20 protein-coding genes and 1 pseudogene are annotated in these 24,998 nt (G+C 65.4%); 6 read left to right on the top strand and 15 right to left on the bottom strand.

Annotated features, from left to right (window positions below; genetic code table 11):
* Positions 1-4: 4 nt before the first annotated feature.
* The gene (locus XARJCFBP2528_RS01310; RefSeq protein WP_016904278.1) at positions 5-838 is read left to right on the top strand and encodes an AraC family transcriptional regulator; all 834 of its coding nucleotides are present in this window, start codon (positions 5-7) and stop codon (positions 836-838) included.
* On the opposite strand, the gene XARJCFBP2528_RS01315 is transcribed toward XARJCFBP2528_RS01310, so the two are convergent.
* The 3 genes from XARJCFBP2528_RS01315 to XARJCFBP2528_RS01325 form a co-directional block, all read right to left on the bottom strand.
* Complete coding sequence (locus XARJCFBP2528_RS01315) at positions 802-1,404, bottom strand: LysE family translocator (RefSeq protein WP_026064763.1); 603 nt, start codon at positions 1,402-1,404, stop codon at positions 802-804. The genes XARJCFBP2528_RS01310 and XARJCFBP2528_RS01315 overlap by 37 nt on opposite strands.
* 221 nt (positions 1,405-1,625) lie before the next feature.
* Positions 1,626-2,402, bottom strand: coding sequence for a queuosine precursor transporter (locus XARJCFBP2528_RS01320; RefSeq protein ID WP_016904276.1), 777 nt, complete (start codon positions 2,400-2,402; stop codon positions 1,626-1,628).
* 4 nt (positions 2,403-2,406) lie between these two features.
* Positions 2,407-3,081, bottom strand: coding sequence for a DUF502 domain-containing protein (locus XARJCFBP2528_RS01325; RefSeq protein ID WP_024940643.1), 675 nt, complete (start codon positions 3,079-3,081; stop codon positions 2,407-2,409).
* Between the two features lie 156 nt (positions 3,082-3,237).
* Between XARJCFBP2528_RS01325 and XARJCFBP2528_RS01330 the strand changes: the two genes are divergently transcribed.
* Entirely contained in the window at positions 3,238-4,596 is a 1,359-nt protein-coding gene (locus XARJCFBP2528_RS01330) for a hypothetical protein (protein ID WP_016904274.1), read from the top strand.
* Between the two features lie 128 nt (positions 4,597-4,724).
* On the opposite strand, the gene XARJCFBP2528_RS01335 is transcribed toward XARJCFBP2528_RS01330, so the two are convergent.
* Positions 4,725-6,284 carry an alginate export family protein gene (locus XARJCFBP2528_RS01335; protein ID WP_026064762.1) on the bottom strand — a complete coding sequence of 520 codons (1,560 nt, stop codon included), beginning with the start codon at positions 6,282-6,284 and terminating at the stop codon, positions 4,725-4,727.
* 370 nt (positions 6,285-6,654) lie between these two features.
* Between XARJCFBP2528_RS01335 and XARJCFBP2528_RS01340 the strand changes: the two genes are divergently transcribed.
* Together XARJCFBP2528_RS01340 and XARJCFBP2528_RS01345 are read left to right on the top strand one after the other, a co-directional pair.
* On the top strand, positions 6,655-7,017 hold the full coding sequence (locus XARJCFBP2528_RS01340) for a PadR family transcriptional regulator (protein ID WP_016904272.1): 363 nt from the start codon (positions 6,655-6,657) through the stop codon (positions 7,015-7,017).
* Positions 7,014-7,925 carry a sensor domain-containing protein gene (locus XARJCFBP2528_RS01345; protein WP_016904271.1) on the top strand — a complete coding sequence of 304 codons (912 nt, stop codon included), beginning with the start codon at positions 7,014-7,016 and terminating at the stop codon, positions 7,923-7,925. The genes XARJCFBP2528_RS01340 and XARJCFBP2528_RS01345 overlap by 4 nt, the downstream gene beginning before the upstream one ends.
* Positions 7,926-8,759: 834 nt before the next feature.
* Here XARJCFBP2528_RS01345 and XARJCFBP2528_RS01350 read toward each other — a convergent pair.
* Complete coding sequence (locus tag XARJCFBP2528_RS01350) at positions 8,760-10,067, bottom strand: polyhydroxyalkanoate depolymerase (protein WP_016904270.1); 1,308 nt, start codon at positions 10,065-10,067, stop codon at positions 8,760-8,762.
* A gap of 485 nt (positions 10,068-10,552) precedes the next feature.
* Positions 10,553-11,155 carry a methyltransferase gene (locus XARJCFBP2528_RS01355; protein ID WP_026064299.1) on the bottom strand — a complete coding sequence of 201 codons (603 nt, stop codon included), beginning with the start codon at positions 11,153-11,155 and terminating at the stop codon, positions 10,553-10,555.
* 74 nt (positions 11,156-11,229) lie between these two features.
* On the opposite strand from XARJCFBP2528_RS01355, the gene XARJCFBP2528_RS01360 reads away from it, so the two are divergent.
* Positions 11,230-11,676, top strand: a complete 447-nt coding sequence (locus XARJCFBP2528_RS01360; RefSeq protein ID WP_016902407.1) for a CopD family protein — start codon at positions 11,230-11,232, stop codon at positions 11,674-11,676.
* 286 nt (positions 11,677-11,962) lie between these two features.
* Here the strand turns inward: XARJCFBP2528_RS01360 and XARJCFBP2528_RS01365 are convergent, their stop codons facing one another.
* The 8 genes and pseudogenes from XARJCFBP2528_RS01365 to lpxD all read right to left on the bottom strand — a co-directional run bounded on the left by XARJCFBP2528_RS01365 (position 11,963) and on the right by lpxD (position 22,117).
* Positions 11,963-12,718 (bottom strand): tetratricopeptide repeat protein, encoded by a 756-nt coding sequence (locus XARJCFBP2528_RS01365; RefSeq protein WP_016902406.1) that lies wholly within the window; start codon positions 12,716-12,718, stop codon positions 11,963-11,965.
* Positions 12,719-12,803: 85 nt separating this feature from the next.
* The gene (locus XARJCFBP2528_RS01370; protein ID WP_016902405.1) at positions 12,804-13,763 is read right to left on the bottom strand and encodes an acetyl-CoA carboxylase carboxyltransferase subunit alpha; all 960 of its coding nucleotides are present in this window, start codon (positions 13,761-13,763) and stop codon (positions 12,804-12,806) included.
* Between the two features lie 156 nt (positions 13,764-13,919).
* Positions 13,920-17,507 carry a DNA polymerase III subunit alpha gene (gene dnaE / locus XARJCFBP2528_RS01375; RefSeq protein WP_016902404.1) on the bottom strand — a complete coding sequence of 1,196 codons (3,588 nt, stop codon included), beginning with the start codon at positions 17,505-17,507 and terminating at the stop codon, positions 13,920-13,922.
* 363 nt (positions 17,508-17,870) lie between these two features.
* Positions 17,871-18,518: pseudogene (locus XARJCFBP2528_RS01380) on the bottom strand (ribonuclease HII); the annotation flags it as partial.
* The gene (gene lpxB / locus XARJCFBP2528_RS01385) at positions 18,515-19,834 is read right to left on the bottom strand and encodes a lipid-A-disaccharide synthase (RefSeq protein ID WP_016902402.1); all 1,320 of its coding nucleotides are present in this window, start codon (positions 19,832-19,834) and stop codon (positions 18,515-18,517) included. The gene lpxB and the pseudogene XARJCFBP2528_RS01380, both read right to left, overlap by 4 nt.
* Positions 19,831-20,622, bottom strand: a complete 792-nt coding sequence (lpxA, locus tag XARJCFBP2528_RS01390; protein ID WP_024940381.1) for an acyl-ACP--UDP-N-acetylglucosamine O-acyltransferase — start codon at positions 20,620-20,622, stop codon at positions 19,831-19,833. The genes lpxB and lpxA overlap by 4 nt, the downstream gene beginning before the upstream one ends.
* 23 nt (positions 20,623-20,645) lie before the next feature.
* Positions 20,646-21,107 carry a 3-hydroxyacyl-ACP dehydratase FabZ gene (gene fabZ, locus XARJCFBP2528_RS01395; protein ID WP_016902400.1) on the bottom strand — a complete coding sequence of 154 codons (462 nt, stop codon included), beginning with the start codon at positions 21,105-21,107 and terminating at the stop codon, positions 20,646-20,648.
* Complete coding sequence (gene lpxD, locus XARJCFBP2528_RS01400; RefSeq protein ID WP_016902399.1) at positions 21,104-22,117, bottom strand: UDP-3-O-(3-hydroxymyristoyl)glucosamine N-acyltransferase; 1,014 nt, start codon at positions 22,115-22,117, stop codon at positions 21,104-21,106. The genes fabZ and lpxD overlap by 4 nt, the downstream gene beginning before the upstream one ends.
* Before the next feature lie 128 nt (positions 22,118-22,245).
* Between lpxD and XARJCFBP2528_RS21820 the strand changes: the two genes are divergently transcribed.
* Positions 22,246-22,440 carry a hypothetical protein gene (locus XARJCFBP2528_RS21820; RefSeq protein ID WP_039528270.1) on the top strand — a complete coding sequence of 65 codons (195 nt, stop codon included), beginning with the start codon at positions 22,246-22,248 and terminating at the stop codon, positions 22,438-22,440.
* A gap of 71 nt (positions 22,441-22,511) precedes the next feature.
* Here XARJCFBP2528_RS21820 and bamA read toward each other — a convergent pair whose 3' ends face one another.
* Positions 22,512-24,917, bottom strand: a complete 2,406-nt coding sequence (bamA, locus tag XARJCFBP2528_RS01410) for an outer membrane protein assembly factor BamA (RefSeq protein ID WP_016902397.1) — start codon at positions 24,915-24,917, stop codon at positions 22,512-22,514.
* Positions 24,918-24,998: the final 81 nt, after the last annotated feature.

Genomic DNA, 24,998 nt, shown 5'->3' on the forward strand with positions numbered 1-24,998 from the left:
GCCCGTGCAGGGTGGGCAGGGCTTCTGGCGCGATCCGGCGTTGCCCTTCGTCGAACTGCGCCAGGTGATCAACAGCCGCAGCCTGTGTTATGCCGCGCATACGCATGAGCAATGGTCGGTGGGCGCGATCGATCGCGGGCTGGCGCGCTATCGCAATGGACGCATGCAAGCGCAGGTGGGTGCGCGGTCGCTGACCCTGATCAACCCTGGCGATGTGCATGCCTGCAATCCGGATCAGCAGCAGGACTGGTCGTTCCGCATGCTGTATCTGGACGTGGCGTGGCTGCGCGAACAACAACGCGCACTCGGCCTGGCCGCCAATGCGGATGTGCACATGCTGGCAGCGCCGCTGTGTCAGACCCCGGCAGCCTATACCGCCTTCGAGCGCATGCATGCCGTATTGACCGATGGCAACGCCGATGCGCTGGCACGCGAGAGTGCGTTGATCGCGTTCGTGGCGCGGCTGTATCTGCATGTGGAGCCGATCAGTCGTGCGCTCGCGGTCGATACCGGGCCGATGCAGCAGGTGGCCGAGTATCTGCAGACCCATCATGCACGTGCGGTCTCGCTACGCGAGCTGTGCACGCTGGCCGGGATGCCGGCACCGCGCTTGATTCGCGGCTTCCGTCAGGCGCACGGGCTGACCCCGCATGCGTATTTGCTGGATTGCCGTTTCCAGCGTGCGCGCGAGGCCTTGCGGCGCGGCGGTGACATTGCCGAGGTCGCCTACGCGCATGGCTACGCCGACCAGGCGCATCTGCAGCGCAGCTTCAAACGTGCCTGGGCGGTGACGCCAGGGCATTACCGCAATGCCGTGCCCCATTCCAGCAACAGATAGACCGCGCTCAGCACCAGCAGCGCGGCCAGCACCCGGTTCAACCGCCGCAGCTGCCTTGGCACCTGCACATGCCGCCGCAGCACGGCGCCGGCCAGCAACCAGCACCCTAGCGAGGGATAGCAGATCAACGCATACAACGCCGCAAAACCCGCCAGCTGCGTGGTGCCTGCCGTCGCATACAGGGCAACGCCGGAGGTCGCCGCCAACCAGGCCTTGGGGTTGAGCCATTGCATCGCCGCACCGGTCCAGAACGAGGCCGCCGGGCGCGCCCCGGCGGTCTGGATGACGCCATCGTCGCGCAGCAGGCGCCAGGCCATGTAGAGCAGAAACGCCACCCCGGCCAGATGCAATGCACGGCCGAGCAGCGGCCAGCGCAGCAGCACCTGCTGCAGTCCCATGCCCACCAGCAACAGCAGCGCGACGAAGCCGACGGTGGCGCCGATCACATGGCCGTGCCCGGCACGCGCGCCGGCGCTGGCGCCGGTGCTCAGCGCGACCAGGTTGACCGGCCCGGGCGAAATCGAGCACACCAGCGCGAAGCTGGCCATTGCGACAAGATGGTCCATGGCGCGGAATCCGTAGCGGGGCGCAACAGCATGGCCAGCGAGCGCGGCGACGGATTGAACAAAATTTCGATGGGCGGTCGCTGCGGGTGTTGCGTGATCGGCAAACGCAGCGAGCGACCGTCAGGCCGGCGACATGCATGACCGATGAGGCCGAGTGGAAGCCACCGCCACGGGCGCCGGCCCTCGCCTGGCAGCGCTGCGGCCGGCAGGTTTTCGCGTTGTCAGCCGGCGGCGGCTTCTTCGCGCAGTTGCTCGGCGCGCTCGGCGCCCAGGTATGCGCCGATGGCGCGGCGCGCCAGATACAGCAGCGGGATCAGTGCGATCGCAAAGCCCATCTTGTAGACGTAGTTGAGCGTGCTCACCGCCAGGAACTGGTCGGTAGACCAATGCTGCGGGCCGAGCACGAAGGCGATGTAGATCACCACGAAGCTGTCCACCAACTGCGACACCGCCGTGGAGCCGGTGGCGCGCAGCCACACGTGCTTTTCGCCGGTGGCGCGGCGGATGCGATGGAACACCGACACATCGATCAACTGGCCGAACAGGAAGGCCACCAGCGACCCGCCGATCGTCCATAGCCCCTGGCCGAACACCGCTGCAAAGGCGGCCTGGTAGTCGGGCACGCCCTGGCTCTGCGCCGCCGTGACCCACCAACCCGCCGGCGCCAGTGCGATGGCGGCGAACGCGAACACGAAGCCGTAGCCGATCAGCGCCACCGCCACCCACGAGATGAAACGCACCCCGCGGCTGCCGAAGAACTCGTTGATGGTGTCGGTCATGATGAACACCACCGGCCACAGCAAGGTGCCGGCGGTGAAGCTGAGCGAGCCGGTCTGGCCGAACAGGTTCCAGTTCAACGGCGCGATGCCGAGGGTGTCTTCCAGCGCGAAGATCTTGACCCCGATGAACTCGGCCAATGCCGCGTTGACGCAGAAGAACGCGGCCAGCGCAATGAACAGGCGAACCGCACGATCGTCGAGGGTGCGCACCTGTGTCATGGCTTTAGCGATCCGCGGTACGGGTAAAGGGAACCGATTCGGGCGCCACTGCGCCGCCGGAGATGATGAAGCTCATCGCCTGGTCCACGCTCCAGTCGGTGGGCGTGAGCAGCTCCACCGGCACGATCTCCAGATAGCCGGAGGTCGGGTTGGGCGTGGTCGGCACGTACACCGCTGCCAGCTCGCGGCCGGTGCCCTGTTCCTTGATCACCCGCGTGACCAGGCCGACCGACTTCATGTCCCGGTGCGGGAAGTCGATCAGCACCACGCGCTGGGTGCTGCCGGGCTGGGTCTGCAGGATGTCGAGCAATTTGCGCGCGCTGTCGTACACCACGCTGGCCAGCGGGATGCGCCGCATGATCGCCTCGAACCAGCGCAGCAGGCGCTGGCCGATCACGCGCCGGCTCAGGATGCCGACGAACAGGATCGCGCCCACGGTGGCGATCAGCGCAATTGTGTTCTGCACCCACAGCGCTTTGATCCAGCCTAGATAGTCGGGGAACGAGGCGGCGATGCGTTCGGACAACGGCACCACCCACGGGCTGCTGATGCCCGATAACAGCGAGAACACGAACTTCACCACCACCCAGGTCAACCAGACCGGCAGCAGGGTGAGCAAACCGGTCAGAAAGACGCGTTGCAGGGAAGGGCGGGTGGGCGGAGTGGGGGATTCGGACATACGCGCATTGTAGGCATTCGGCCGCGTCCGGTGCAGGCGCGCGGCGCGCCTTGTTCGCCGGGGAGACGGCAAGTGCGCATCGGCGTATGCCACTCGCAGCTCTGTCCGGGCCGCTCTAAGATGGCACAGCTCATCCACGGACGGTTGCCCCCCCGCATGCTCGCCAAATTCCTCAAGTCGGCCCTGCTGGGGCTATGCATCCTGATCGCCCTGCTGGTGGCCCTGTACGCGATCTCCGCGCGCTGGCCGATTCCTGATGCGCAGCGCCAGGCGTTGGCGCAGATCGATCAACCACCAGCCGCACCGCCGGCAGGCTCGAATCTATTTGCTGCACTCTGGTTGCTGCCGTATGCCGTGCCGGCTACCGAACAGGACGTCGTGATGGCACGCGATCTGCAGCGGTTTGCGAACACCAGGACTGCGGCCGGTTTTGTCAGCGACGCAGCGCGCTATCCGCGCACGCCGCCGTGGCCAGCCGCCGCACCGCCCAAGTGCAACTGGTCCACCCCAGACTGCCTGGACAAGGTGCGCGCTCAGCCCCAAGCCTATGCCGATGCGCTGATGTCACAGGCGCCGCTGTTGCAGCGCGCCGCCACGCTGTCATCGCGTGACTACTACCGCAATCTGTTTCCGACCCGTGCCGACACACCGCTGCCGGAGTTGCAGGGGTTGAGTGTGCCGATGACCCAGCACGCGCTGGACTTCGTCCAGGGCCGCCAGCAGGCTGCGTTGTCTGGCGTGTGTGCGGACGCACAGGTGGCGCGCGTGCTGCTGCGCGGTCAGGACACACTGATCGCGACGATGATCGGGGCAGCCATGTTGCGCGGTAACGCCGAGCTGTTCACCGACATGCTGAGCGAACTGCCGTCCGCCCAGCCGTTACCTGCGCATTGCCAAGCGGCATTTGCGCCGTTGACGATGGATGAGACCAGCCTGTGTAGAGGTCTACGCGGCGAAGCACGCTTGGTCAGCGCCAATTACCGCGCGGTCGTCGAAGCCGGCGGCGAGCAGCGGCGCTGGTACGACAGGTTGGTACCGCCGCTGCTGGACGTTGAACGAACCCGTGCACTGACCGCGCCGTATTACACCTGGGCCTGCCACACCGACGTGCGCACGCAGCTGGAGCAGGACCGCAAGGTGGCGACCAGTGCCATACCCGCCGCGCCAACAGTGACCTTCGCCTGTATCGCTAACGCAATCGGCTGCCTGTTCGCCGACGTGGAGCATATGGATAGCGCGCAGTATCAATGGCAGTTGCAGGATCTGGCCGCGACAACGCGGCTGACCTCGGCAGTGCTGTGGCTACGTGCGCATCCTGCCGAGCAACAGACGCTGGCGCAGCGCCTGGATCAACTGCCCGCCACGCTGATCCGACCAGGGCGCGACATCACCGCTGTAAAAGATGGAAAGACGCTAGAACTGCCGCGTTACGCGCGCAGCGATCACGCCAACCTGCAGATGCCATTGGCGGCAAGCAAGGTGGCACAGGCAGCAGCGATGCAGGGCAAGCCGTGACACTTGCGGCTGAAGAAGGCGACACCAGTGCAGGCAAGCACGCATCGCTGATTGCATAACGGACAACGCCACCCAGGAACGGATCCCGGACGGCGTTGTCAGTCGCTACATCAGTGTGATGCCCCTGCTTAGAACCGGAAATTCAACCAGCCCATCACGAAGGTCGAATCGCCGTAACCGGCCTTTTCGAGCGCGGGCCCGGCCATCAGGTGTTCGGCGCGGAAGGTCACCGACCAGTTCGGGTCGATGTTCCAGGTGGCGTTGATGCGCGGCATGGTGCCGATGCGGCGCTCGCCGGTGCTCTGCGTGCGGGCGTAGGCGCGTGCCTGGTTGTTGTAGATCGCATCGCTGGTGGTCTGCCGCCATAGCGTCTCCCATTCCAGGTTCACGGTGATCTTGGAAGTGGGCGAGAAGGTGAACGTGGGCGCGGCGGTGACCAGGTTGACCGGGCCGAAGAACGTCGCCCAGCTGAAGTAGATCGTATTGCCATAGAGGAAGTTGTTGTTGCGCAGCGTGCCGGTGCCGGAGGAGCCACCGCCGCCGGAAGCGATTTCGCTATGGAAGCCCAGCCGCGGTTTCCAGCCCGATTCGCTCAGCGTCCAGGCATTGGAGGTGCTGGCCATGTAGGCACGCAGATCGCGCCCGCCGTAGCTGCCGCGCTGCACGGTCACGAACGAGTCGGTGCGCAGCTTGCCCACATTGCCCCACAGGCGCAGGCCGTAATAGTTGCGGTTTTCTTCGGCGGTCTGCCGTCCCCAGACCTGATTGTCGTTACGGAACTGGTAGAAGAACGGTTCCAGATACATCGGCTTGGCGGTCGGCATGCGATAGCCGCCGACCACGCCGCGGAAGTGCCGCGAGCGGTCGATGCGATCGTCGCCCAGGCCTTCGGTGCCATCGAGGTTGAAGTTGAAATCGAACAGGTCCACACGTGTCTTTTCGCCGATCGCCCAGGCGCGTACGCCGTTGAAGGTCACGAAGATATCGGTGTTGTCGCGCAATGCCATCAGCGTGACGGGGCCATCGACAAACACCTGACGGCCGACACGCAGGCCGAGGTCGGCATCGGCGACACGGCCCTTCACATCGAAGAACACCTGCTGCAGGATCGCGTTGTTTTCCTGCGTGCCGGCCTTGGCACCTTCGTTGCGTCCGTCCAGGCTGCCGTGCGCCAGTTCCGTATACAGACGGAAGTGCTCGCCGACATGGAAGTCGGCGCCGAAGAACGCGCGCAACAGATACTGCTGCTGCGAATGGCTGCCGGGAATCAAACCGGGATTGGTGATGGTGTTGCTGCGCACGCGCAATTCGTTACTGAGCGAGACATACACATCGCCCGATTCATTGAGCGGAATGTACTTGAGCGGATCGAACGGACTCTTGCGCTTGGACGGATCCTTTAGATACGACCAGTCTTCGGCCCAACGCACCTGCCACATGTTGCCGCCCTGCTTGGCGCCCCAGCCCTGCGCTTCCAGCGGATAACCCTTCGCAGCAGCGGGCGCTGCCGGAGCGGCGGGTGCAGCCTTCACCGGCTCCGGTTGGGCCTGCTCGGCATTGACCTGCCCGGTCTGCGCCTGCGCAAACCCCAGTCCCGGCAGTGACAACCCGATCGCCAGGCACAGGCGCCGGGTGGCACCAAAGGAAGTTTCAGCCATAGCCGGCTGTGCCAAGCGTGCTAGTCGCATCGTGTCGCCCTATCGAAAAAAGTGAGTCGTCTGAGCGAGTGGTATCGGCCCAGTGGGCAATGACTGTAGTGGAGCGCTGCCGCAAAGGGAGTAACCCAATGGTTCTAAGCACATGAGCGCGTTGATGAAGCCGGGAGTGGGGAATCGGGAATGGGGAGTCGGTAGAGCACGCTTCGTCGGCAGCGCACGACTCTCAAAAAAATGATTCGGTACACCGGCAATAAAGCCATCGGAGACCACATAAGCGACGCGGGTGACGGGACGTGCTTTTCCGATTCCCCACTCCCGATTCTCAATTCTCATGACTACCGGCACATCCACTATACCCAACTTCGCAATAGCATTGCCTTCGACCTAGCGGAGATGGCCGATGAGCGAACCCGATGCCTACCTGCGGAAATTTCAGAAAGAGCTGAGTGCGGGCACGGTGTCGCTGGCGCTACTGGCAGTGCTGGCGCAGGCCGAGGAGCCGCTGTACGGCTATCTGATCGCCAAGCGCATGGAGCGGCTGGATGGCGTGCTGAGCGGCAAGCAGAGCGCGTTGTATCCGGTGCTGCGCAATCTGGAGGGGGCAGGGTTGCTGCAAAGCCATGTCGAGCCGTCGGCGTCCGGCCCACCGCGGCGCTATTACCGCATCACCCAAACCGGGCGTGATTGCCTGCGCGACTGGACCGCCGCCTGGCGCGCCACCCGCGATTCCGTTGACTCAGTGCTGGAGGGGACCCACTCATGACGACCATTGCGCAGGCACGCCCGTTGCCGACCACCATTCCCGATTACCTGGCACAACTGCGCCAGGCCCTGGCCGGCGCGGACCCGGCGATGATCCAGGACGCGCTCTACGACGCCGAAGAGTATCTACGCGCCGAACTGGCCGAGCAGGCCGGCAAGAGCGAAGCGGAAGTAATCGCCGGCGTGGCAGGCAGCTACGGTGCGCCGGATGAAGTGGCCGAGATCTATCGCGAAACCGAAGTGACGGTGACACGTGCACTGCGCCCGCCGCTGCCGCGCAGACGCACTTCGTGGCTCGGCAGGTTCTTCGGCGTGGCTGCCGATCCACGCAGTTACGGCGCGCTGTTCTACATGCTGCTGTCGCTGGTCACCGGCGTGTTCTATTTCACCTGGGTGATCACCGGTGCGAGCCTGTCGGCCGGCTTGATGATCCTGATCATCGGCGTGCCGTTGCTGGTGCTGTTCTTCGGATCGGTGCGGGTGCTATCACTGGTGGAAGGCCGCGTGGTGGAGACGCTGCTGGGCGTGCGCATGCCGCGTCGTCCGGCCCATCCGGGGCCGCAAGGTGGCTGGCTACAACGCATCGGCGCAATGTTCACCGATGCGCGCACCTGGAGCACGATGCTGTACTTCCTGCTGATGCTGCCGCTGGGCATCGTCTACTTCAGCGTGTTCACCACCTTGTTGTCGTTGGCGCTGGGCCTGGCCGCATCTCCGCTGGTGCTGCTGTTCGACAACACGGCGGTGCTGACCTGGGATGGCGTGGATGTCACCAGCGCTTGGATGACGCTGCCGTTGTTCGTCGTGGGCGTGCTGCTGCTGTTCGTCACGCTGCATCTGGCACGCGCCTTCGGTAAGCTGCACGGCATGTTCGCCAAGCACTTGCTCGTCAAGAACGGTGAAGGCTGAGTGCATCGTGTGATTGCGGGTTGTGTGGCACGCGGCTGCGATCGTCTTGCTGCTGCGTGGTCTGCAGTGCAAACCCTGACAGACGCGACGATATGAATTTCGTTTGTCGCGTGGGTGATTGGGTAGTGTGGATGGAGCAGTTGCAGGACGGCCGCTCTGTGGCTTGGCTGCAGGGCCCTTGCCCGCCCACCATCGCAGGACACGCCGCAAGTACGTCCCTGTAGGCGCTTACGCGGCATCCATGCCGCGTAAGGTCCCGCGACGGTGGGCGGGCAAGGACCAGTCGAGATGGTCGGTGTGCATGGTTTTAGACAAAGCAACCGACCAACGCTCTGGTGCGGTGTCCTCGCCGGTTGCGGGACCCTTAGCGGCATGGACGCCGCTGAGGAGCCTCCAGGGACGGATTCACGGCGTGTCCCGCGAGCGGCGAGGGCACCGCGCGCTCGACGACCCGAGGTGTTTGACTGCACTCAACCGACGTTGCTGCGCGAAGGCCTGGTGTTGGCTGCGTAGCGTTTGATCTGCGGCTTGGCAGCAGGGCCCTTGCCCGCCCACCATCGCAGGACACGCCGCAAGTACGTCCTTGTAGGCTCTTACGCGGCATCCGTGCCGCGTAAGGTCCCGCGACGGTGGGCGGGCAAGGACCATCGAAGATGGTCGGTGTGCGTGGTGGCAAGCACTTTCAATAAAGCGACCGGCAACTGTCTGGTGCGGGCGCCGCGCACGTCGCCACGCAGTGCGCTATGTCTACTCAAACCAAAAATCTGCGCATAAAAAACGCCCCTTGATCGGTCTCGACCAAGGGGCGTTTTTGTCGGCCGATTTGTCGGCCAATCAGGCGCGTTTGCCGCGCTTGCGGATCGGGGTGACGGTGGCGGGGTCGCGGCTGCCGACCGGGTCGGCATCGTAGCGAGCGATGAATTCGCGCACCTGCGGGTACACCACTTCGCGCCAGCGACGGCCGCTGAAGATGCCGTAGTGGCCGGCACCTTCCACTACCAGATGACGACGATGCGCCGCGTCGATCCCGGTGCACAGATCGTGCACCGCTTCGGTCTGGCCAAGACCGGCGATATCGTCCAGTTCGCCTTCGATGCTGAGCAGTGCGGTATTGCGGATCGCCGACGGCTTGACCAGTTGGCCATCCACTTTCCACTTGCCCTGCGGCAGCAGGAAGTCCTGGAACACCACGCGGATGGTGTCCAGGTAATACTCGGCCGGCATGTCGAGCACGGCGTTGTACTCGTCGTAGAACTGCCGGTGCGCCTGCGCGTCCTGCAGGTCACCCTTGACCAGATCGGTGTAGAAATCCCAATGCGACATCACGTGCCGGTTGGGGTTCATCGACAGGAAGCCGGCATGCTGCAGGAAGCCCGGATACACCTGCCGGCCGTGGCCCGGATACGGGAATGGCACGGTGTGGATCAGGTTGTTCTGGAACCACTCGATGCCGTTTTCGGTGGCCAGGTTGTTGACCTGGGTCGGGCTGCGGCGCGCATCGATCGGCCCGCCCATCATCACCAGCGAGCGCGGCGTGGGCTCATCGTTGGTGGCCATCAACGACACCGCTGCAAGCACCGGCACGGTGGGCTGACACACGCTCACCACATGCAGGCGCTCGGCGCCGATGTGACGGATGAACTCCTGGATGTAGCTGATGTAGTCCTCGAGCCGGAAAGCGCCGGCTTCCAGCGGCACCATGCGCGCGTCGACCCAGTCGGTGACATAGACCTTGTGGTTACGCAGCAGGGTGCGCACGGTATCGCGCAGCAAGGTGGCGTGGTGGCCGGACAAGGGCGCCACCACCAGCACGGCCGGCTGCTGCTTCATCGTGCCGATCAGCTCGACATGGTCGCTGAAACGCTTGAAGCGCAGCAGACGGCAGAACGGCTTGCTCAGCACTTCGCGTTCGATGATCGGCAACGAATGGCCGTCGACCTCGACGTCGTCGAGCGCCCAGGCCGGCTTTTCGTATTCCTTGCCCAGGCGATGGAACAGCTCGTTGCCGGCCGCCATGCGTTCGGCGCCAGGGAGCGAGGCCCACAGACTGTCGGGGTCGGAGAACATCTTGGCGTTCGCCTGGGCCTGGTGCACCCAAGGGGCTAGCAGATTGCGGGTCAGCTCGTGCAGTTGATAAAGCATTCCACCCATCCGTGCGGCTCTTTGCTGCCGCGCAGCATACCCCCTTTGGCGCATTTGCACCTTAATGGGGCTGCGGACGGTAGAGGCTGTCATACGACTTATGGCAGGCGTCAGCGGCCTGATTTGCCGTGATTTGCTTTGCCGTTAGTGGTAATTCTTTGGATGGCTGCGCGAGCCGAAAGCGCGCGTTCGTCGCAGAACCCACGGCTGCTGGACGAGTCCTCTTTTCTGCAGGGGAGGATGGGTGAGGTGCAGGGCGAAGCGCAGTGCACTCAACCTTTATCAGCGTTCAATCCCCACAAGGCTTCGCACGCAACCTCATCCGCCCCTGCGGGGCACCTTCTCCCGGCGGGAGAAGGGAATGAAGCCGCTCTGCCTGCGGGGCGATGAGCGGAATAAAGCCCCCCTCCTGCGGGAGAGGGGTTGGGGTGAGGGTGCGCGGCGAAGCCACTCGCCGTGCGTGCCTCAACCGGCCAACGTCCTGCTCAGCCGCGCTCCAGCGCAGCCGCCTCATCGGCCAACTGCGGCGACAACCAGCAGTGCGAGCCGAGCGCAGCAAACCCCACGCTGGCGAAGCGGCGCCGATACCAGCGCGCCGGCCGCGCCTGAAAACCATCGTGGTCGCCTTCGAAGGCGTCCTCTTCGGCGAAGGTCTCCAGAAATGCCATGCCCGCGCACATCTCGGCCAACCCCGGCAGGCCCTGGTTGAACTCGCGCGTGGGCACGTAATGCAGCACGTCCGAGCAGATCAGCAGATCCACTGGCGCGCACGGGCGCAGCCAGGCGAAATCGCCGAAGCGGGCAGGGTGGATCTGTCGGCTGCGTCCGTAACGCTGCACCGCGTAGGCGCTGCTGTCGAAGCCCAGATAGCTCAGCTTGGGACGCAGCGCCAACAATGGCGCGCGCCAGGCCGCCTCGCCGCAGCCGATATCCAGCACGCTGCGGATCGGGCGCTCCAGGTAGTACTCGGCCTGGCTCACCGCCAGTGCGACCTTGCGTCGCAGGCGCGCAGGGTCGGCCAGCCCGGCATCCCGGTACCAGCGGCGGAAATAGTGGGCGTCGTACTGCTTGTCGTCGGGTTCGGACATGGACGTCAGGTGCTTTCGCGTCGGCGGATAGGTGAAAATGCGGGCCATCCTACGCCAGCCAGCGAAGCCAGCACATGACCTTGTACCTGTGGATCAAGACCTTCCATCTGTTGTTCGTTACTGCGTGGATGGCGGCGGTGTTCTACCTGCCACGCATCCTGGTCAATATCGCCGAAGCCGGTGCCGAGCCTGCGGTGCGCACGCGCCTGGTGCTGATGGGGCGCCGCCTCTACAAATTCGGCCACAGCATGCTGGGGCTGGCGCTGCTGCTGGGCGCGGTGCTGTGGCAGGGCTATCGGGTGATTCCGGATTTCCCGACGATGGTGGCCGGTGGCTGGCTGCACGCAAAACTGTTTGCGGTGGCCTTGATCCTGGCGCATTACATCGTGGCCGGGCGCTGGTTGAAGGGCGTGGACCAGGGCCGCAGCCTGCCCAGCGGCCGCGCATTGCGGTTGTTCAATGAAGTGCCGGTGGTGTTGCTGGTAGGGGTGATCTGGCTGGTGCTGGCCAAGCCGTTCTGACACAACACCCGGGCGGTGCATGCGCTTGCCGGATGCGCCGGTCGTCGCTGGTGTGTTCGCGCAGCACTGCGGTGATGTGGCGCGGATAGTCGAGGGATTCCGCCAAGGCGCCATTGCGAAACGGCTGCACCGACAATTGCAGCAGGTGATCGATCCGGGCCTTCAGGCTTGCCGCTATCCCATCCTTCTGGGCATGGCAGCGCCCTCGGTTGCGTACCGGGTCTTCTGGGAACACGATGCGCGCGCCATCCGTGTTTCGCAGCTCGAGTATTGCGTCAGGCGGAGATCACGCCTGCGCGCCGAGCTCGCTCAGTCCCTTGCGCGCCAAGTCGATCCAGGCGCGTTGCTCGCGCTGGTAATGCTTGGGCGAGGCGGCTGCGTGGCGCAGCACCTGCTCGAAGACGGCCCTGGCGTCTTGCGGGCGCGCGGCGCGCAACAACAGCTGCGCATAACGCACGCGCGCTTCTTCGCCCGGATAGCCTTGCGCAAGCGTTTCGTACTCGTGCAGCGCCTCGTCGATGCTGCCGCTGTCTTCGACTGCGCGCGCATACAGCAGGTGCCCGTCGTGCGAGCGGAAATTCGGATTGGCCGCGATCAACGCGTCCAGCGTCTTGCGTGTCTCTGCGGCCTGGCCCAGCCCGTACTGGGCCTTGGCCAAGCCCAGCATCAGGTCCGGATCGTCCTGGTAGATGCCGCGCAGCGCGCCCTGATACAGCTCGGCGGCACGCGCGTAGTCGCCCTGTTCCAGCAGTGTCTGCGCGAGGCGGCGGCGATTCTCGGGGGTGTCGGCCACATCCAGCTGGCGCGATGCATCGCGTTGTTCGCGTTGCGGATCGATGCGCTGACGCACCTTGCGCAGGCCACGGCGCGCCGTCGGGTCGTTGCGCAGGTCCGGGATCACCGCCACGCACACGTAGACCAGGACTGCCAGCAACGAAAACGCCAGCAGGATGAAGATCCAGTACAGCGGGCGGCCGCTGCGCACCACGTGCACGCAGCAGGCAGCCTGCAATACCAGCGACAGCAGAAGTAGCGGGCTCATATCCGAACAGATCCTTCCATGGTGGCCAATCGTCTTGCTGGCTGGCAATGCTGCGTGCAGCACTATCGCCCCGGCTTGCCGCCGATCAGTTGCCTTCGTAGGCGCCGTAGCTGCGCAGGCGCTCGTAACGACGCTGCAGCAGGCCCTCGACCGGCAGCTTTTCCAGCGCTTCCAGCTCGTTGAGCAGCACCGCCTTGAGGCGCTTGCCCATCTGCTCGGGATTGCGGTGCGCGCCGCCGGTGGGTTCGCGGATCACCTTGTCGACCAGGCCCAAGCCTTTCAGGCGCTTGGCGGTCAAGCCGAGCTGCTCGGCCGCGTCCTTGGCCTTGGCCGCGTCCTTCCACAGGATCGAGGCGCAGCCTTCGGGCGAAATCACCGAATAGGTGCCGTATTCCAGCATCAAGGTGCGGTCGCCCACGCCGATCGCCAGCGCGCCGCCGGAGCCGCCTTCGCCGATCACGGTGCAGATCACCGGGATCTTAAGCTCGGCCATCTCCAGCAGGTTGCGCGCGATCGCTTCGGACTGGCCGCGCTCTTCGGCGCCGATGCCCGGGTAGGCGCCCGGGGTGTCGATAAAGGTCAGCAGCGGCAGGCGGAAACGCTCGGCCAGCTTCATCAGGCGCAGCGCCTTGCGGTAGCCCTCCGGGCGCGGCATGCCGAAATTGCGGGCGACCTTGCTCTTGGTGTCGCGGCCCTTCTGGTGGCCGATGATCACCACCGCGCGGCCATCGATGCGGCCCAGGCCACCGACGATCGCCTTGTCGTCGGCATAGGCACGGTCGCCGGCCAGTTCCTGGAATTCGTCGCAGATGGTGTTGATGTAGTCCAGCGTGTACGGGCGCTGCGGGTGGCGCGCCAGCTGCGAGACCTGCCAGGCCGACAGGTCGCGGAAGATCTGTGCGGTACGCACGCGCAGCTTGTCGCGCAGCGCACGCACCTCGGTGTCCACGTTGACTGCAGGACCGGTGCTGGCCTTGCGCAGTTCCTGGATCTTTGCTTCCAGATCGGCGATGGGTTGCTCGAAGTCGAGGTAGTTAGGATTCATGCAGTGGTGTCGTCAACGTAAGGCGGGGAGTGTAGCCGAATGCGTCCGATGAACCCGTACGGTGGGGTTAGGAGAATCGGGAATCGGGAATCGGGAATCAAAGCAGGGCGGATGGCGGCCTCGCTTTTGCGATTCCCCATTCCCGACTCCCCATTCTCAAGCCCACGGAGGGCTGTACTTGATCTTCAGGGTCCGCACCGCGGGGTCGGCGCGCAGGTTGTCCATCAGTTGCTGGTCGATCCGCACCGAGTGGCTGCCGTTGAGGTCGAGCATGCCGGCCACGCCGCCGGTCGGGGCGCGCAGCAGCAGGTCCAGGCGCAGGGGGGTCTTGCCGGGGCGGTGCTTGGCCAGCAGCGCGTCGATGCGCTTCCAGGCCTGTTTCTCGCGCAGGTCCAGGCGCAGCGACAGGCGCTGCGCGTGGTCGGCGCAGATCTGCTCGTAGTCCCAGCATTGGCGGATGCGCAGGCTGTAGCCGCCGTTGAATTCGTCCTCGCGCAGGCCGCCCTTGACGATCAGGATGCGGTCGCGGGTGAGCAGATGTCCGAACTCGGCCATCGCATCGGAGAACGCGCTGCATTCGACCCGGCCACGGCCGTCTTCGAGCTGCACGAACACCTGGCTGTCGCCCTTGCGCCGCACGCCGATCACCTGGCCGGCCAGGATTGCGCTGACTTCCGGGCGCCAGGCGCGTTTTTCGCCATCGCCGCCACCGCCGCCGCCACGTTGTTGCGAGGCGAGGATCTTCTCCAGCGCGCCCAGGTCGCAGCCGACCAGCTCGCGCACTTCGTCGCGGTGCGGGTCGAACGGGTGACCGCTGAGATAGAAGCCCAGCGTTTCGCGCTCGCCGGTGAGCAACTGGCCCAGCGGCCATTCCTTGCTTTCCGGCAGGTCCAGACGCAGCGCCGGCGCGCTCGGGTCCGGCCCGCCGAACAGCGAGTTCTGGCCCGAGGCGCGTTCGCGCGCCAGCTGCTCGGTGGCCTTGACCACTTCCGGCAGCTGCAGCATCAGCGAGGCGCGGTTCTTGCCCAGCCCGTCCATCGCGCCGGCATTGATCATCGCTTCCAGCGTGCGCCGGTTGAGCTTGGCGGTGCCTACGCGCGTGCAGAAATCCAGCAGGGTGGTGTAGGGGCCGCCGCGCTGGCGTTCTTCGACGATCGCCTCGCAGGCGCCCTGGCCGACGCCCTTGATCGCGCCCAGGCCGTACTGGATGGTGTCCGGGCTGGCGGCCTCGAACATGTAGGCCGACTCATTGACGCGCGGCGGCTTGACGGTCAGGCCGAGATTGCGCACCTCATCGAGAAAGCCCACCACCTTGTCGGTGTTGTCCATGTCCGAGGACAGCGTCGCGGCCATGAACTCGGCCGGGTAATGCCGTTTCAGCCAGGCGGTCTGGTAGCTGACCAGCGCGTAGGCGGCAGCGTGCGACTTGTTGAAGCCGTAGCCGGCGAACTTCTCCATCAGGTCGAAGATTTCGTCGGCCTTGGCCGCGCTCACTCCGCCCTTGGCCGCGCCTTCGCGGAAGATCTCGCGGTGCTTGGCCATTTCGGCCGGCACCTTCTTGCCCATCGCGCGGCGCAGCAGGTCGGCGCCGCCCAGCGAATAATCGCCGACGATCTGCGCCATCTGCATCACCTGCTCCTGGTACACCATGATGCCGTAGGTGTCCTTGAGGATGACTTCGGTGCGCGGATCCGGGTAGATGATCTCCTGCTGGCCGTGCTTACGTGCGTTGAAATCCGGGATCAGGTCCATCGGGCCGGGGCGGTACAGCGACACCAGCGCGATCAGGTCTTCGAAACGGTCCGGGCGCGCGTCCTTGAGCAGGCGGCGCATGCCCGAGGATTCGAACTGGAACACCGCGCCGGTATTGCCCGAGGCGAACACGCCCTTGTAGGTGGGGGCATCGTCGAGCGGAATGGCGCTGATGTCGACCGGGTCGATGCCGGCGCGTGCGTGGCGCACGTTGATCGCCTTGACCGCCCAGTCGATGATGGTCAGCGTGCGCAGGCCGAGGAAGTCGAACTTGACCAGGCCGACCGCTTCGACGTCGTCCTTGTCGAACTGGGTGACCTGGTTCTTGCCGCGCCCGTCCTGGTCGTGTTCGGCGAACAGCGGGCAGAACTCGGAGAGCGGCTCGGGGGCGATCACCACGCCGCCGGCGTGCTTGCCGGCGTTGCGGGTGAGGTCCTCGAGCTGACGGGCCAGATCCATCAGGTCGCGCACGTCGTCCTCGACCTGATAGCGCTGGATCAGGTCCGGCGAGGCCATCTCCGAGTCCTTGCCTTCGCCCATCGCATCCTTGAGCGTGATGCCCAGGATGTTGGGGATCAGCTTGGCGACGCTGTCGACCAGACCATAGCTGAAGCCGAGCACGCGCCCGGCGTCGCGCACCACCGCCTTGGCCGCCATGGTGCCGTAGGTGATGATCTGGCTGACCCGTTCGCGCCCGTACTTGCGCGCCACGTAGTCGATCACCTCGTCGCGGCGATCCATGCAGAAGTCGATGTCGAAGTCGGGCATCGACACGCGTTCCGGGTTGAGGAAGCGCTCGAACAGCAGGTTGTACGGCAGCGGATCCAGGTCGGTGATCTGCAGTGCCCACGCCACCAGCGAGCCGGCACCGGAACCGCGGCCCGGGCCGATCGGAATGCCCTGGTTCTTGCCCCACTGGATGAAGTCGGCCACGATCAGGAAGTAGCCGGGGAAGCCCATCTTGATGATGGTGTCCAGCTCGAATTCCAGCCGGTCGACATAGTCCTGGCGGGTCTTGCCGGGCGCGATCGGGTTCTTTTCCAGGCGCGCGGCCAGGCCATCGCGCGACTGGCTGCGGATCCAGCTGTCCAGCGTCTCGTCTTCCGGCACCGGGTAGGCGGGCAGGAAGTAGGTGCCCAGGCGCATCTCGATGTTGCAGCGCTGCGCCAGCGCCAGCGTGTTGTCGATCGCGTCGGGCACATCGGCGAACAGCGCGGCCATTTCGTCGCCGGACTTCAGGTACTGCTGGTCGCTGTACTCGCGCGGACGTTTGGGATCGTCGAGCACGCGGCCGGAGGAAATGCACACCCGCGCCTCGTGCGCATTGAAGTCGCTGGCGTACAGGAAGCGCACATCGTTGCTGGCCACCACCGGCAGGCCGCGCACGCCGGCCGCATGCAGCGCGAACTGGTTGAAACGTTCCTCGCCCTCGCGCCCGGTGCGGGTCAGTTCCAGGTGCAGGCCGTCGCCGAACACGCGCTGCCAGTCGGCCAGCTGCTGCTCGGCCAGGTCGGCGCGGCCTTCGCCGAACAGGCGCCCGGCCAGGCTGTCGCGCCCGGCCAGGGCGAACAGGTTGGCGTGGCCGCTCTGCAGCCACTCCGGGTGGATCGCCACGCCGCCTTCGGGGCGGTGGCCTTCCATCCAGGCGCGGGTCAGCAGGCGCGACAGGCTCAGGTAGCCTTCGCGGTCCCGGCACAGCAGGGTCATGCGCCAGGGCGTCATGTCCGGGGTGGCGATCATCACGTCGGCGCCGGCGATCGGCTTGATGCCCACGCCTTCGGCGGCCTTGTAGAACTTGACCAGCGCGAACAGGTTGTTGAGGTCGGTGACCGCCAGCGCGGGCATGTCGAGTTCGACCGCGCGGCTCAGCAGGTTGGCCTGCTTGGCCTTTTTCGGGTCAGCCTGATCCGGTTTCTCCGGCACACGGATGGTGGAATCCGCCAGCGAGAACTCGGTGTGGACGTGCAGATGGACGAAGCGGGAAGTGGACATGCGAGACCGGAATAATGCGTGGTCAGGGTAGCGAGCGTGGTCGGGTCGAACAAGGCTTGACAGCGCCGGCGCAGGGCCGCGGCCAGCTGCCACGGGGGCTGGGCGGTGCGGCCGATTCAGGCTTCGGCTAGCTGCGCGCAGCGCGACGGCGGCGATTGCGCGGATCGGGGGGCGTGCGGGGCTGCGTGTGCGGGACGCGACGCTCCAGGCCATGGCCGCAGCGGCGGCATGCGCGCCAAGCGATGGAGGACGCCATTACCGTTTCAGGTTCGCCCGGAGGGCGGTCGGTCAGTCGGCCAGCAGCAGGTCATCGGCCGGGGCCGCACAGGGCACGTCCCACGGCGACTGCGTCGCCTCGATGCCCAACGCACGCCGCACCGGGGCGAAGCTGCGGCGGTGCTGCGGGCACGGTCCGTGGCTGCGCAGCGCGGCCAGATGCACCGGCGTGGCATAGCCCTTGTGCTGGTCGAAGCGGTATTCCGGGTGCTGGGCGTGCAGCTCGTGCATCAGGCGGTCGCGGGTGACCTTGGCCACGATCGAGGCCGCCATGATGGCGCGATCGAGCGCATCGCCGCCGATCAAGGCCTCGGCCGGGCAGGGCAGGCCCTTGGGCACCCGGTTGCCGTCGATGCGCGCAAACCCGGCCACATGCGCCACGCCCTCCACCGCACGCCGCATGCCGAGCATGGTCGCCTGGTAGATATTGATGCGGTCGATCTCCTCGCTGTCGATCAGCACCACCGACCACGCCAGCGCCCGCTCGACGATGCGCGCATACAACTGCTCGCGCCGCTGCGCGCTCAGCTGCTTGGAATCGTCCAGCCCGTTGATGCGCGGCTTGCTCGGGTCGAACACCACTGCCGCCACCGCCACCGGCCCGGCAAGCGGGCCGCGGCCCGCTTCGTCGACACCGGCAATCAGACGCCGGGATTCGGCATTGGGGATTTGGGATTGGCCGAACAAGGGCGACTGGCGCGCCTCGGCGTGGGCGCCCGCAGCGATGATTTTCACGCTTTTGCTCCTGCCGAATCCCCAATCCCTACTCCCGAATCCCGGCCCTCCAGCAGCCCAGCCACCGCATCGGCCGCGCGTGCCGATGCGTCGCGGCGCAGTTCGGCGTGCAGGGCGAGATAGCGCGGTTGCAGGGCGGCGACCTTTTCCGGGTGCTTGAACCAGTCCAGCAGGGCCACGCACAGCCGTTCCGGGGTGCAGTCGTCCTGCATCAGCTCGGGGGCGAGGTCGTCGTTGGCCAGGATGTTGGGCAGCGCGTAGCGGTTGACCTTGAGCAGGCCCAGCGTCCTGACGATGCGGTAGGTGAGCGGGGCGACCTTGTAGCCGACCACCATCGGGCGCTTGACCAGCATCGCCTCCAGCGTGGCGGTGCCCGACGCGAGCAGCACCACGTCGGCGGCCAGCATCGCGGTGCGCGCCTGGCCGTCGAGCAGGTGCGAACGCAGCACCGGCAGCGACGACCGCGACAATTGTTCGGCCAGCAGCTGCTTGCAGCCGGGGTTGGCCGCGGGAACCAGCACGTGCAGGTTGGGCAGGTGCTCGGACACCAGCCAGGCGGCCTGGAAGAAGGTATCGCCGAGCTTGCTGATTTCGCCGTGGCGGCTACCGGGCAACACCGCCAGCACGGTGCTGGACGCGGACAGACCCAGCTTGGCGCGCGCGGCCTCGCGATCGGCCTGGTAGGCGATGTCGTCGGCCATCGGGTGGCCGACAAAGCGCGCATCGATGCCGTGCCTGGCATAGATCGGCGGCTCCATCGGAAACAGGCACAGCACCAGGTCGGCGCTGGCGCCGATCTTTTCCGCACGCTTCTCGCGCCAGGCCCAGACCGACGGGCTGACGTAATGCACGGTGCGCACGCCGCGCTGCTTGAGCCAACGCTCGACCGACAGATTGAAATCGGGTGCGTCGATGCCGATGAACACGTCCGGCTTCCACGCCAGCACCCGTTCGCGGAAGGCGCGGCGCAGCTTCAACAGCCGCGGCAGATGCTGCAGCACTTCGGTCAGCCCCATCACCGCCAGCTCGCTGGCATCGAACCAAGTCTGGCAGCCGGCACCACGCATCGCATCGCCACCGATGCCGACGAATTCGGCGCCCGGATAGCGGCGACGCAGCTGTTCGATCAGACCCGCACCCAGGATGTCGCCGGAGGCTTCGCCAGCGATCAGCGCGATGCGCGGGGCGCGCGTTTGCGCGCTGGGAATCGGGAGTGGGGAATGGGGAATCGGAAGTGCCGGCGATGGGCCGGCGGCAGGCGTGTCAGCGTGCGCGCCTGCATCGATTCCCGATTCCCGATTCCCGATTCCCGTCATCGCAACAACGGCCTTTCCGCCGCCTCGATGAACTCGAGCAGCCCGCGCACGTCTTCGCTGCTCTTGGCCTGTTCGGCCAGCTGCAGCTTGGCTTCGGCCAGCGGCAGGCCGGCGACGTACAGCGTGCGGTAGGCGCGCTTGATCGCGGTGATGCGCTCGGCATCGAAGCCGCGCCGCTTGAGCCCTTCGCTGTTGATGCCGCGCGGGCGGCCCAGCGATTCGCTGCCGACCATGGTGAACGGCGGCACGTCGCCGTTGGTCAGCGCACCCATGCCGAGGAAGGCGTGCGCGCCGATCCGGCAGAACTGATGCGCGCCGGCAAAGCCGCTGATGATCACGTAGTCGCCCACGGTGACATGGCCGGCCAGCGTGGTGTTGTTGGAGAACACGCAGTGGTTGCCGACATGGCAGTCGTGCGCCACGTGGGTGTAGGCCAGCATCCAGTTGTCGTCGCCGACCACGGTGATGCCGCCACCGCCGCCGGTGCCGCGATTGATGGTGACGAACTCGCGGATCACGTTGCCGTCGCCGATCACCAGTTCGGTGCGCTCGCCGGCGTATTTCTTGTCCTGCGGTTCGCCGCCGATCGCGGCGTGGCCGATGAAGCGGTTGTTGCGGCCGATCCGGGTCGGGCCGTGGATCGAGCAATGCGGCCCCACCTCGGTGCCCGCATCGATCTGCACATCGGCGCCGATCAGCGAAAACGCGCCCACGCGCACATCGCTGGCCAGCTGCGCCGACGGATCGATGACGGCGGTGGGATGAATCAAGGGTGCTTGATCACGCATCGTGTCTCACCTCCAAAAACGGGTTATTCCTTGGCGCCGGCGCACATGACTTCAGCACTGGCCACGACTTCGCCGTTGACCTTGGCCTCGCCGTAATAGCACCCCATGTTGCGGATCAGGCGCTTCATCTGCACTTCCAGCATCAGCACGTCGCCCGGCACCACCTGCTTGTTGAAGCGGGCATTGTCGACCTTGACCATGTAAAACAGCTTGGACAGCGCGTCGCGCCCCAGGCCGAGCTGGGTCATCACGCCACCGGCCTGCGCCAGTGCCTCGATGATCAGCACGCCGGGCATCACCGGGCGGGTGGGGAAATGGCCCTGAAAAAATGGCTCGTTGATGCTGACGTTCTTCTGCCCGACGATGCGCTTGGCGTCCAGGTCGAGCTCGATGACCCGGTCGATCAGCAGAAACGGATAGCGGTGCGGGATCAGCGTCTGGATCTGATTGACGTCGATCGGCAGCTCGTAAGTGGGGTGACTCATTCTTTCTCCTTGCCCACAGCCAGGATGCGCCTTGCCAGCACATCGAGTTGTTTGAAGCGCGCGGCATTCTTGCGCCACGTGCGATTGTCGGTGAGAGGGGTGCCGGACGAATACTCGCCCGGCTCATGGATGGAATTGCGCACCACCGACTTGCCGGTGATCACCACCTTGTCGCAGATCTCCAGATGCCCGACCACGCCGACATGCCCGCCGAGCAGGCAGTAACGACCGATCTTGGCGCTGCCGGCGATCCCGGTGCAGCCGGCGATGGCGCTATGTGCGCCGATGTGGCAGTTATGCGCGATCTGCACCAGGTTATCCACGCGCACGTCCTCTTCCAGCACGGTGTCTTCCAGCGCGCCGCGGTCGATGCAGGTGTTGGCGCCGATCTCGCAGTCGTCGCCGATCACCACGCCGCCCAGTTGCGGGACCTTGATCCAGTGCCCGGCATCCATCGCCAGGCCGAAGCCGTCGGCGCCGATTACCGCACCGGGATGGATACGAACGCGCTTGCCCATGCGCACCCGGGTGACCAGGGTGACGCGGGCGAGCAGCTCGCTGCCCTCATCGACCACGCAGTCCTCGCCGATGATGCTGCCGGTGCCGATCACGCAGCCATCGCCCACGCGGCTGCGCGCACCGATGCTCACGAATGGGCCGACGTGTGCGTTCGGCGAAACCTGTGCGCTGGGGTCGATCACCGCGGAAGGGTGGATCCCCGGTTCGCGCACCGGCGCCACATCGAACAAGGCCGCGATCTTGGCGAACGCTGTATAGGGATCCTTGGCGACCAGCGCGGTGCCGCGTGCATCCGCCGCATCGTCGGCGCGCAGGACCACCACGGCCGCCTGGCTCTGGCCCAGCTGCGGCCGGTAGCGCGGATTGGACAGGAAGCTCAGCTGCCCGACGCCGGCATGCGCCAGGGTGGCGACGCCACTGACTTCGACGGCGCCATCGCCGACGACGGTCAACCCAAATTGTTCGGCAATCGCACTGGCGGTCAAGCGCATCAGGGTGAACCTCTTGTAAATGTGGGAGCGCCGCTTTAACGGGGAAAAAACACCATTAAACAGTTCCCAACAAAGCCTGCGTATCTAGGGTCCTGTCGCAATCAAGCGGCGAATCCAGGAGTAAGCATATGAAAACCGTTCTTTCCATCCTTGGTGGTCTGGTCATGATGGGCGCGGTCGCGAGTGCATCGGCCCAGACCTTCGATATCGATCAGGGCAAGGCCACTGGCCAGCAGCAGCTGCAGTGTCTCAGCCTGCCTGCCGGCGACATCGCCAGCTGCCTGTCCAACACCGTGTCCACCTGGTTCGACAGCTGGTTCTGACCGGCCCACATCCCACCGGCGATACACGGGCGGCCCGCACACGCGGGCCGCCTTTTTGTTGCCGTTGGCTGTTAGAACTGGCCGCCGAAGGTGAACTGCAGACGCTCGATCTCGTCGTTGTCTTCCTTCTTCAGCGGGAACGCGTAGCTGATCGAGATGGGGCCGACCGGTGCGCGCCACAACAGCGCTACGCCGGTGGACGCACGCAGCTCGTTGGCCTTGAAGTTGTCCACGCCGTCGTAGACGTTACCGAAGTCGAAGAACGCCGATACGCGTGCCGACGGGCTGTCGAATAGCTTGGGGAAATACATTTCCACCGAACCGACGGTCTTGAACGAACCACCCAGCGGCTGGCCACGTGTGTAACTTGCCGTGCGTTCCGAACGTGGACCCAGCGTGTTGTCTTCGAAGCCGCGCACCGAGTTGGTACCGCCGGCGTAGAAGTTCTCGTAGAACGGCAGGCCGGTGGCGGTGACGGTGCGAAGCCGGTTGTTGCCGTCGCAAGCCTGTTCCGTGTAAGCGCTATTGTTAACGACGCCGCACACATCGCGCGAGCTGTCGTTGCCGTAGCTGTCGCCGTAACCCAGCTCGAAGCGCGTGTTCAACACGATCGCCGGGATAATCGGCCAGTAGTTGGAGATCTGGTAGTTGAACTTGTAGTACTCGATCGTGGAGCCGGGCAGGGTGGTCTCCAGGCCGACGCGCTGGTACATGCCGCGGGTCGGCATGAAGAAGTCGTTGCGGGTGTCGCGCGCCCAGCCCAGTTCGGTGCGCCAGGCATGGAAGGTGCGCGTGCCGACCGCATCGATGTAGTCGATGATCGCCCGCGGCGTCTGACCCTCGAACGTATTGATCTGGTTGCTGTCGACGCCGACCATCGCCGAGATGGTGTCGTTCTCGGTGATCGGCACGCCGAACACCACCTGCGCCGAACCATTCTTGCTGTTGTACTGCGCGGTGTTGAAGTCCGAGTAGTCCAGCGAGCGCCACGACAGGTTGTAGCCCAGCGACACGCCGTCGTCGGTAAAGAACGGGTTGGTATAGGAGAACGCGTAGCGCTGCTGGTAGCTGCTGCGCGAGGCTTCCACCGCCACCCGGTTGCCGCCGCCCAGGAAGTTGTTCTGCGACAACTGCACCGAGGTGGTCACACCGAAGCTCTGCGAGTAGCCAAGGCCGAACACGAAGCTGCCAGAGGTGGTTTCCTTGACGTTGTAGACCACGTCAACCTGGTCGTTGCTGCCCGGCACGGCCGGCGTTTCCACGTCCACGCTCTCGAAGTAGCCCAGGCGCTGCAGACGGATCTTGGAACGGTCGATCGCCGCCTGCGAGTACCAGGTGTTTTCGAACTGGCGCATTTCGCGGCGCAGCACCTCATCGGAGGTGCGGCTGTTGCCCTTGTACAGGATGCGGCGCACGGTCACGCGCGGGCCCGGCACCACCTGCAGGTTCACCGCGACGGTGCGGTCCTCGCGGTTCGGGGTCGGCAGCGGGTTGACCTTGGCGAACGCGTAACCAACGTTGCTCAGCGTGTTGGTGATGGCATCGGAGGTGTACTCCAGCAGCGCACGCGAGAAGATGTCGCCGGCCTTGGGGATGACCAGGCGCTCGATGTCGGCCTGCGGCAGCACGGTGTCGCCGGTGACCTTGATCTCGGAAATCTTGTACTGCTCGCCCTCGGTGACGCCGGCGCTGACGAACATGTCGCGCTTGTCGGGGCTGATCGACACCTGGGTGGAGTCGATGCTGAAGTCCACGTAGCCACGGTCCAGGTACCAGGAGTTGAGCTTCTCCAGATCGCCGGACATCTTCTCCTTGGAGTACTGGTCGTCGCGGCGGTACCACGAGGCCCAGTTGTGCTCCTTGGATTCCCAGTTCTCCAGGATGTCCTCGTTGGCGAACTTCTCGGTGCCGATCAGGTTGACGTGGCGGATCTTGGCCGCCTTGCCTTCCTTGATCGCGATCGCCACGTCCACGCGGTTACGGTCCAGCGGGCTCACCGTCGGGGTGATCTCGACGTTGTACTTGCCGCGGTTGTTGTACTGGCGGGTCAGTTCCTGAGTCACGCGGTCCAGGCTCAGGCGATCGAAGGTGCCGCCTTCGGTCAGGCCGATGTCGCCCAGGCCCTTGAGCAGCTCCTCGGACTTGATGTCCTTGTTGCCGGTCACGGTGAGCTTGTTGATCGCCGGACGCTCCTTCACGGTGATCACCAGGATGTTGCCCTGGCGATCCAGCTGCACGTCCTCGAAGAAGCCGGTGCGGTACAGCGCGCGGATCGAGTCGGCGACCTTGGCATCGTCCACGGTGTCGCCGCGGTTCACCGGCAGATAGGTGAACACGGTGCCGGAGGCGATGCGCTGCAGGCCGTCGACGCGGATGTCGCTGGCAACGAACGGCTCTGCGGCCAGGGCAACGACTGGCAGGCTGAGGCCGGCGGCAAGAGCGAGGGCAAGCAGGCGGCGAGTGGGAAGACGCGTCATGTCACATCCGGTTGGAGTCGATTTCGGGTGTTGCTGGATGCCGACGTATGACGACGACAACAGGCGGAAAGAGTGGAGCAG

The organism is Xanthomonas arboricola pv. juglandis (assembly GCF_001013475.1).
In the GTDB taxonomy this organism is placed as follows: Bacteria; Pseudomonadota; Gammaproteobacteria; order Xanthomonadales; family Xanthomonadaceae; genus Xanthomonas; species Xanthomonas arboricola.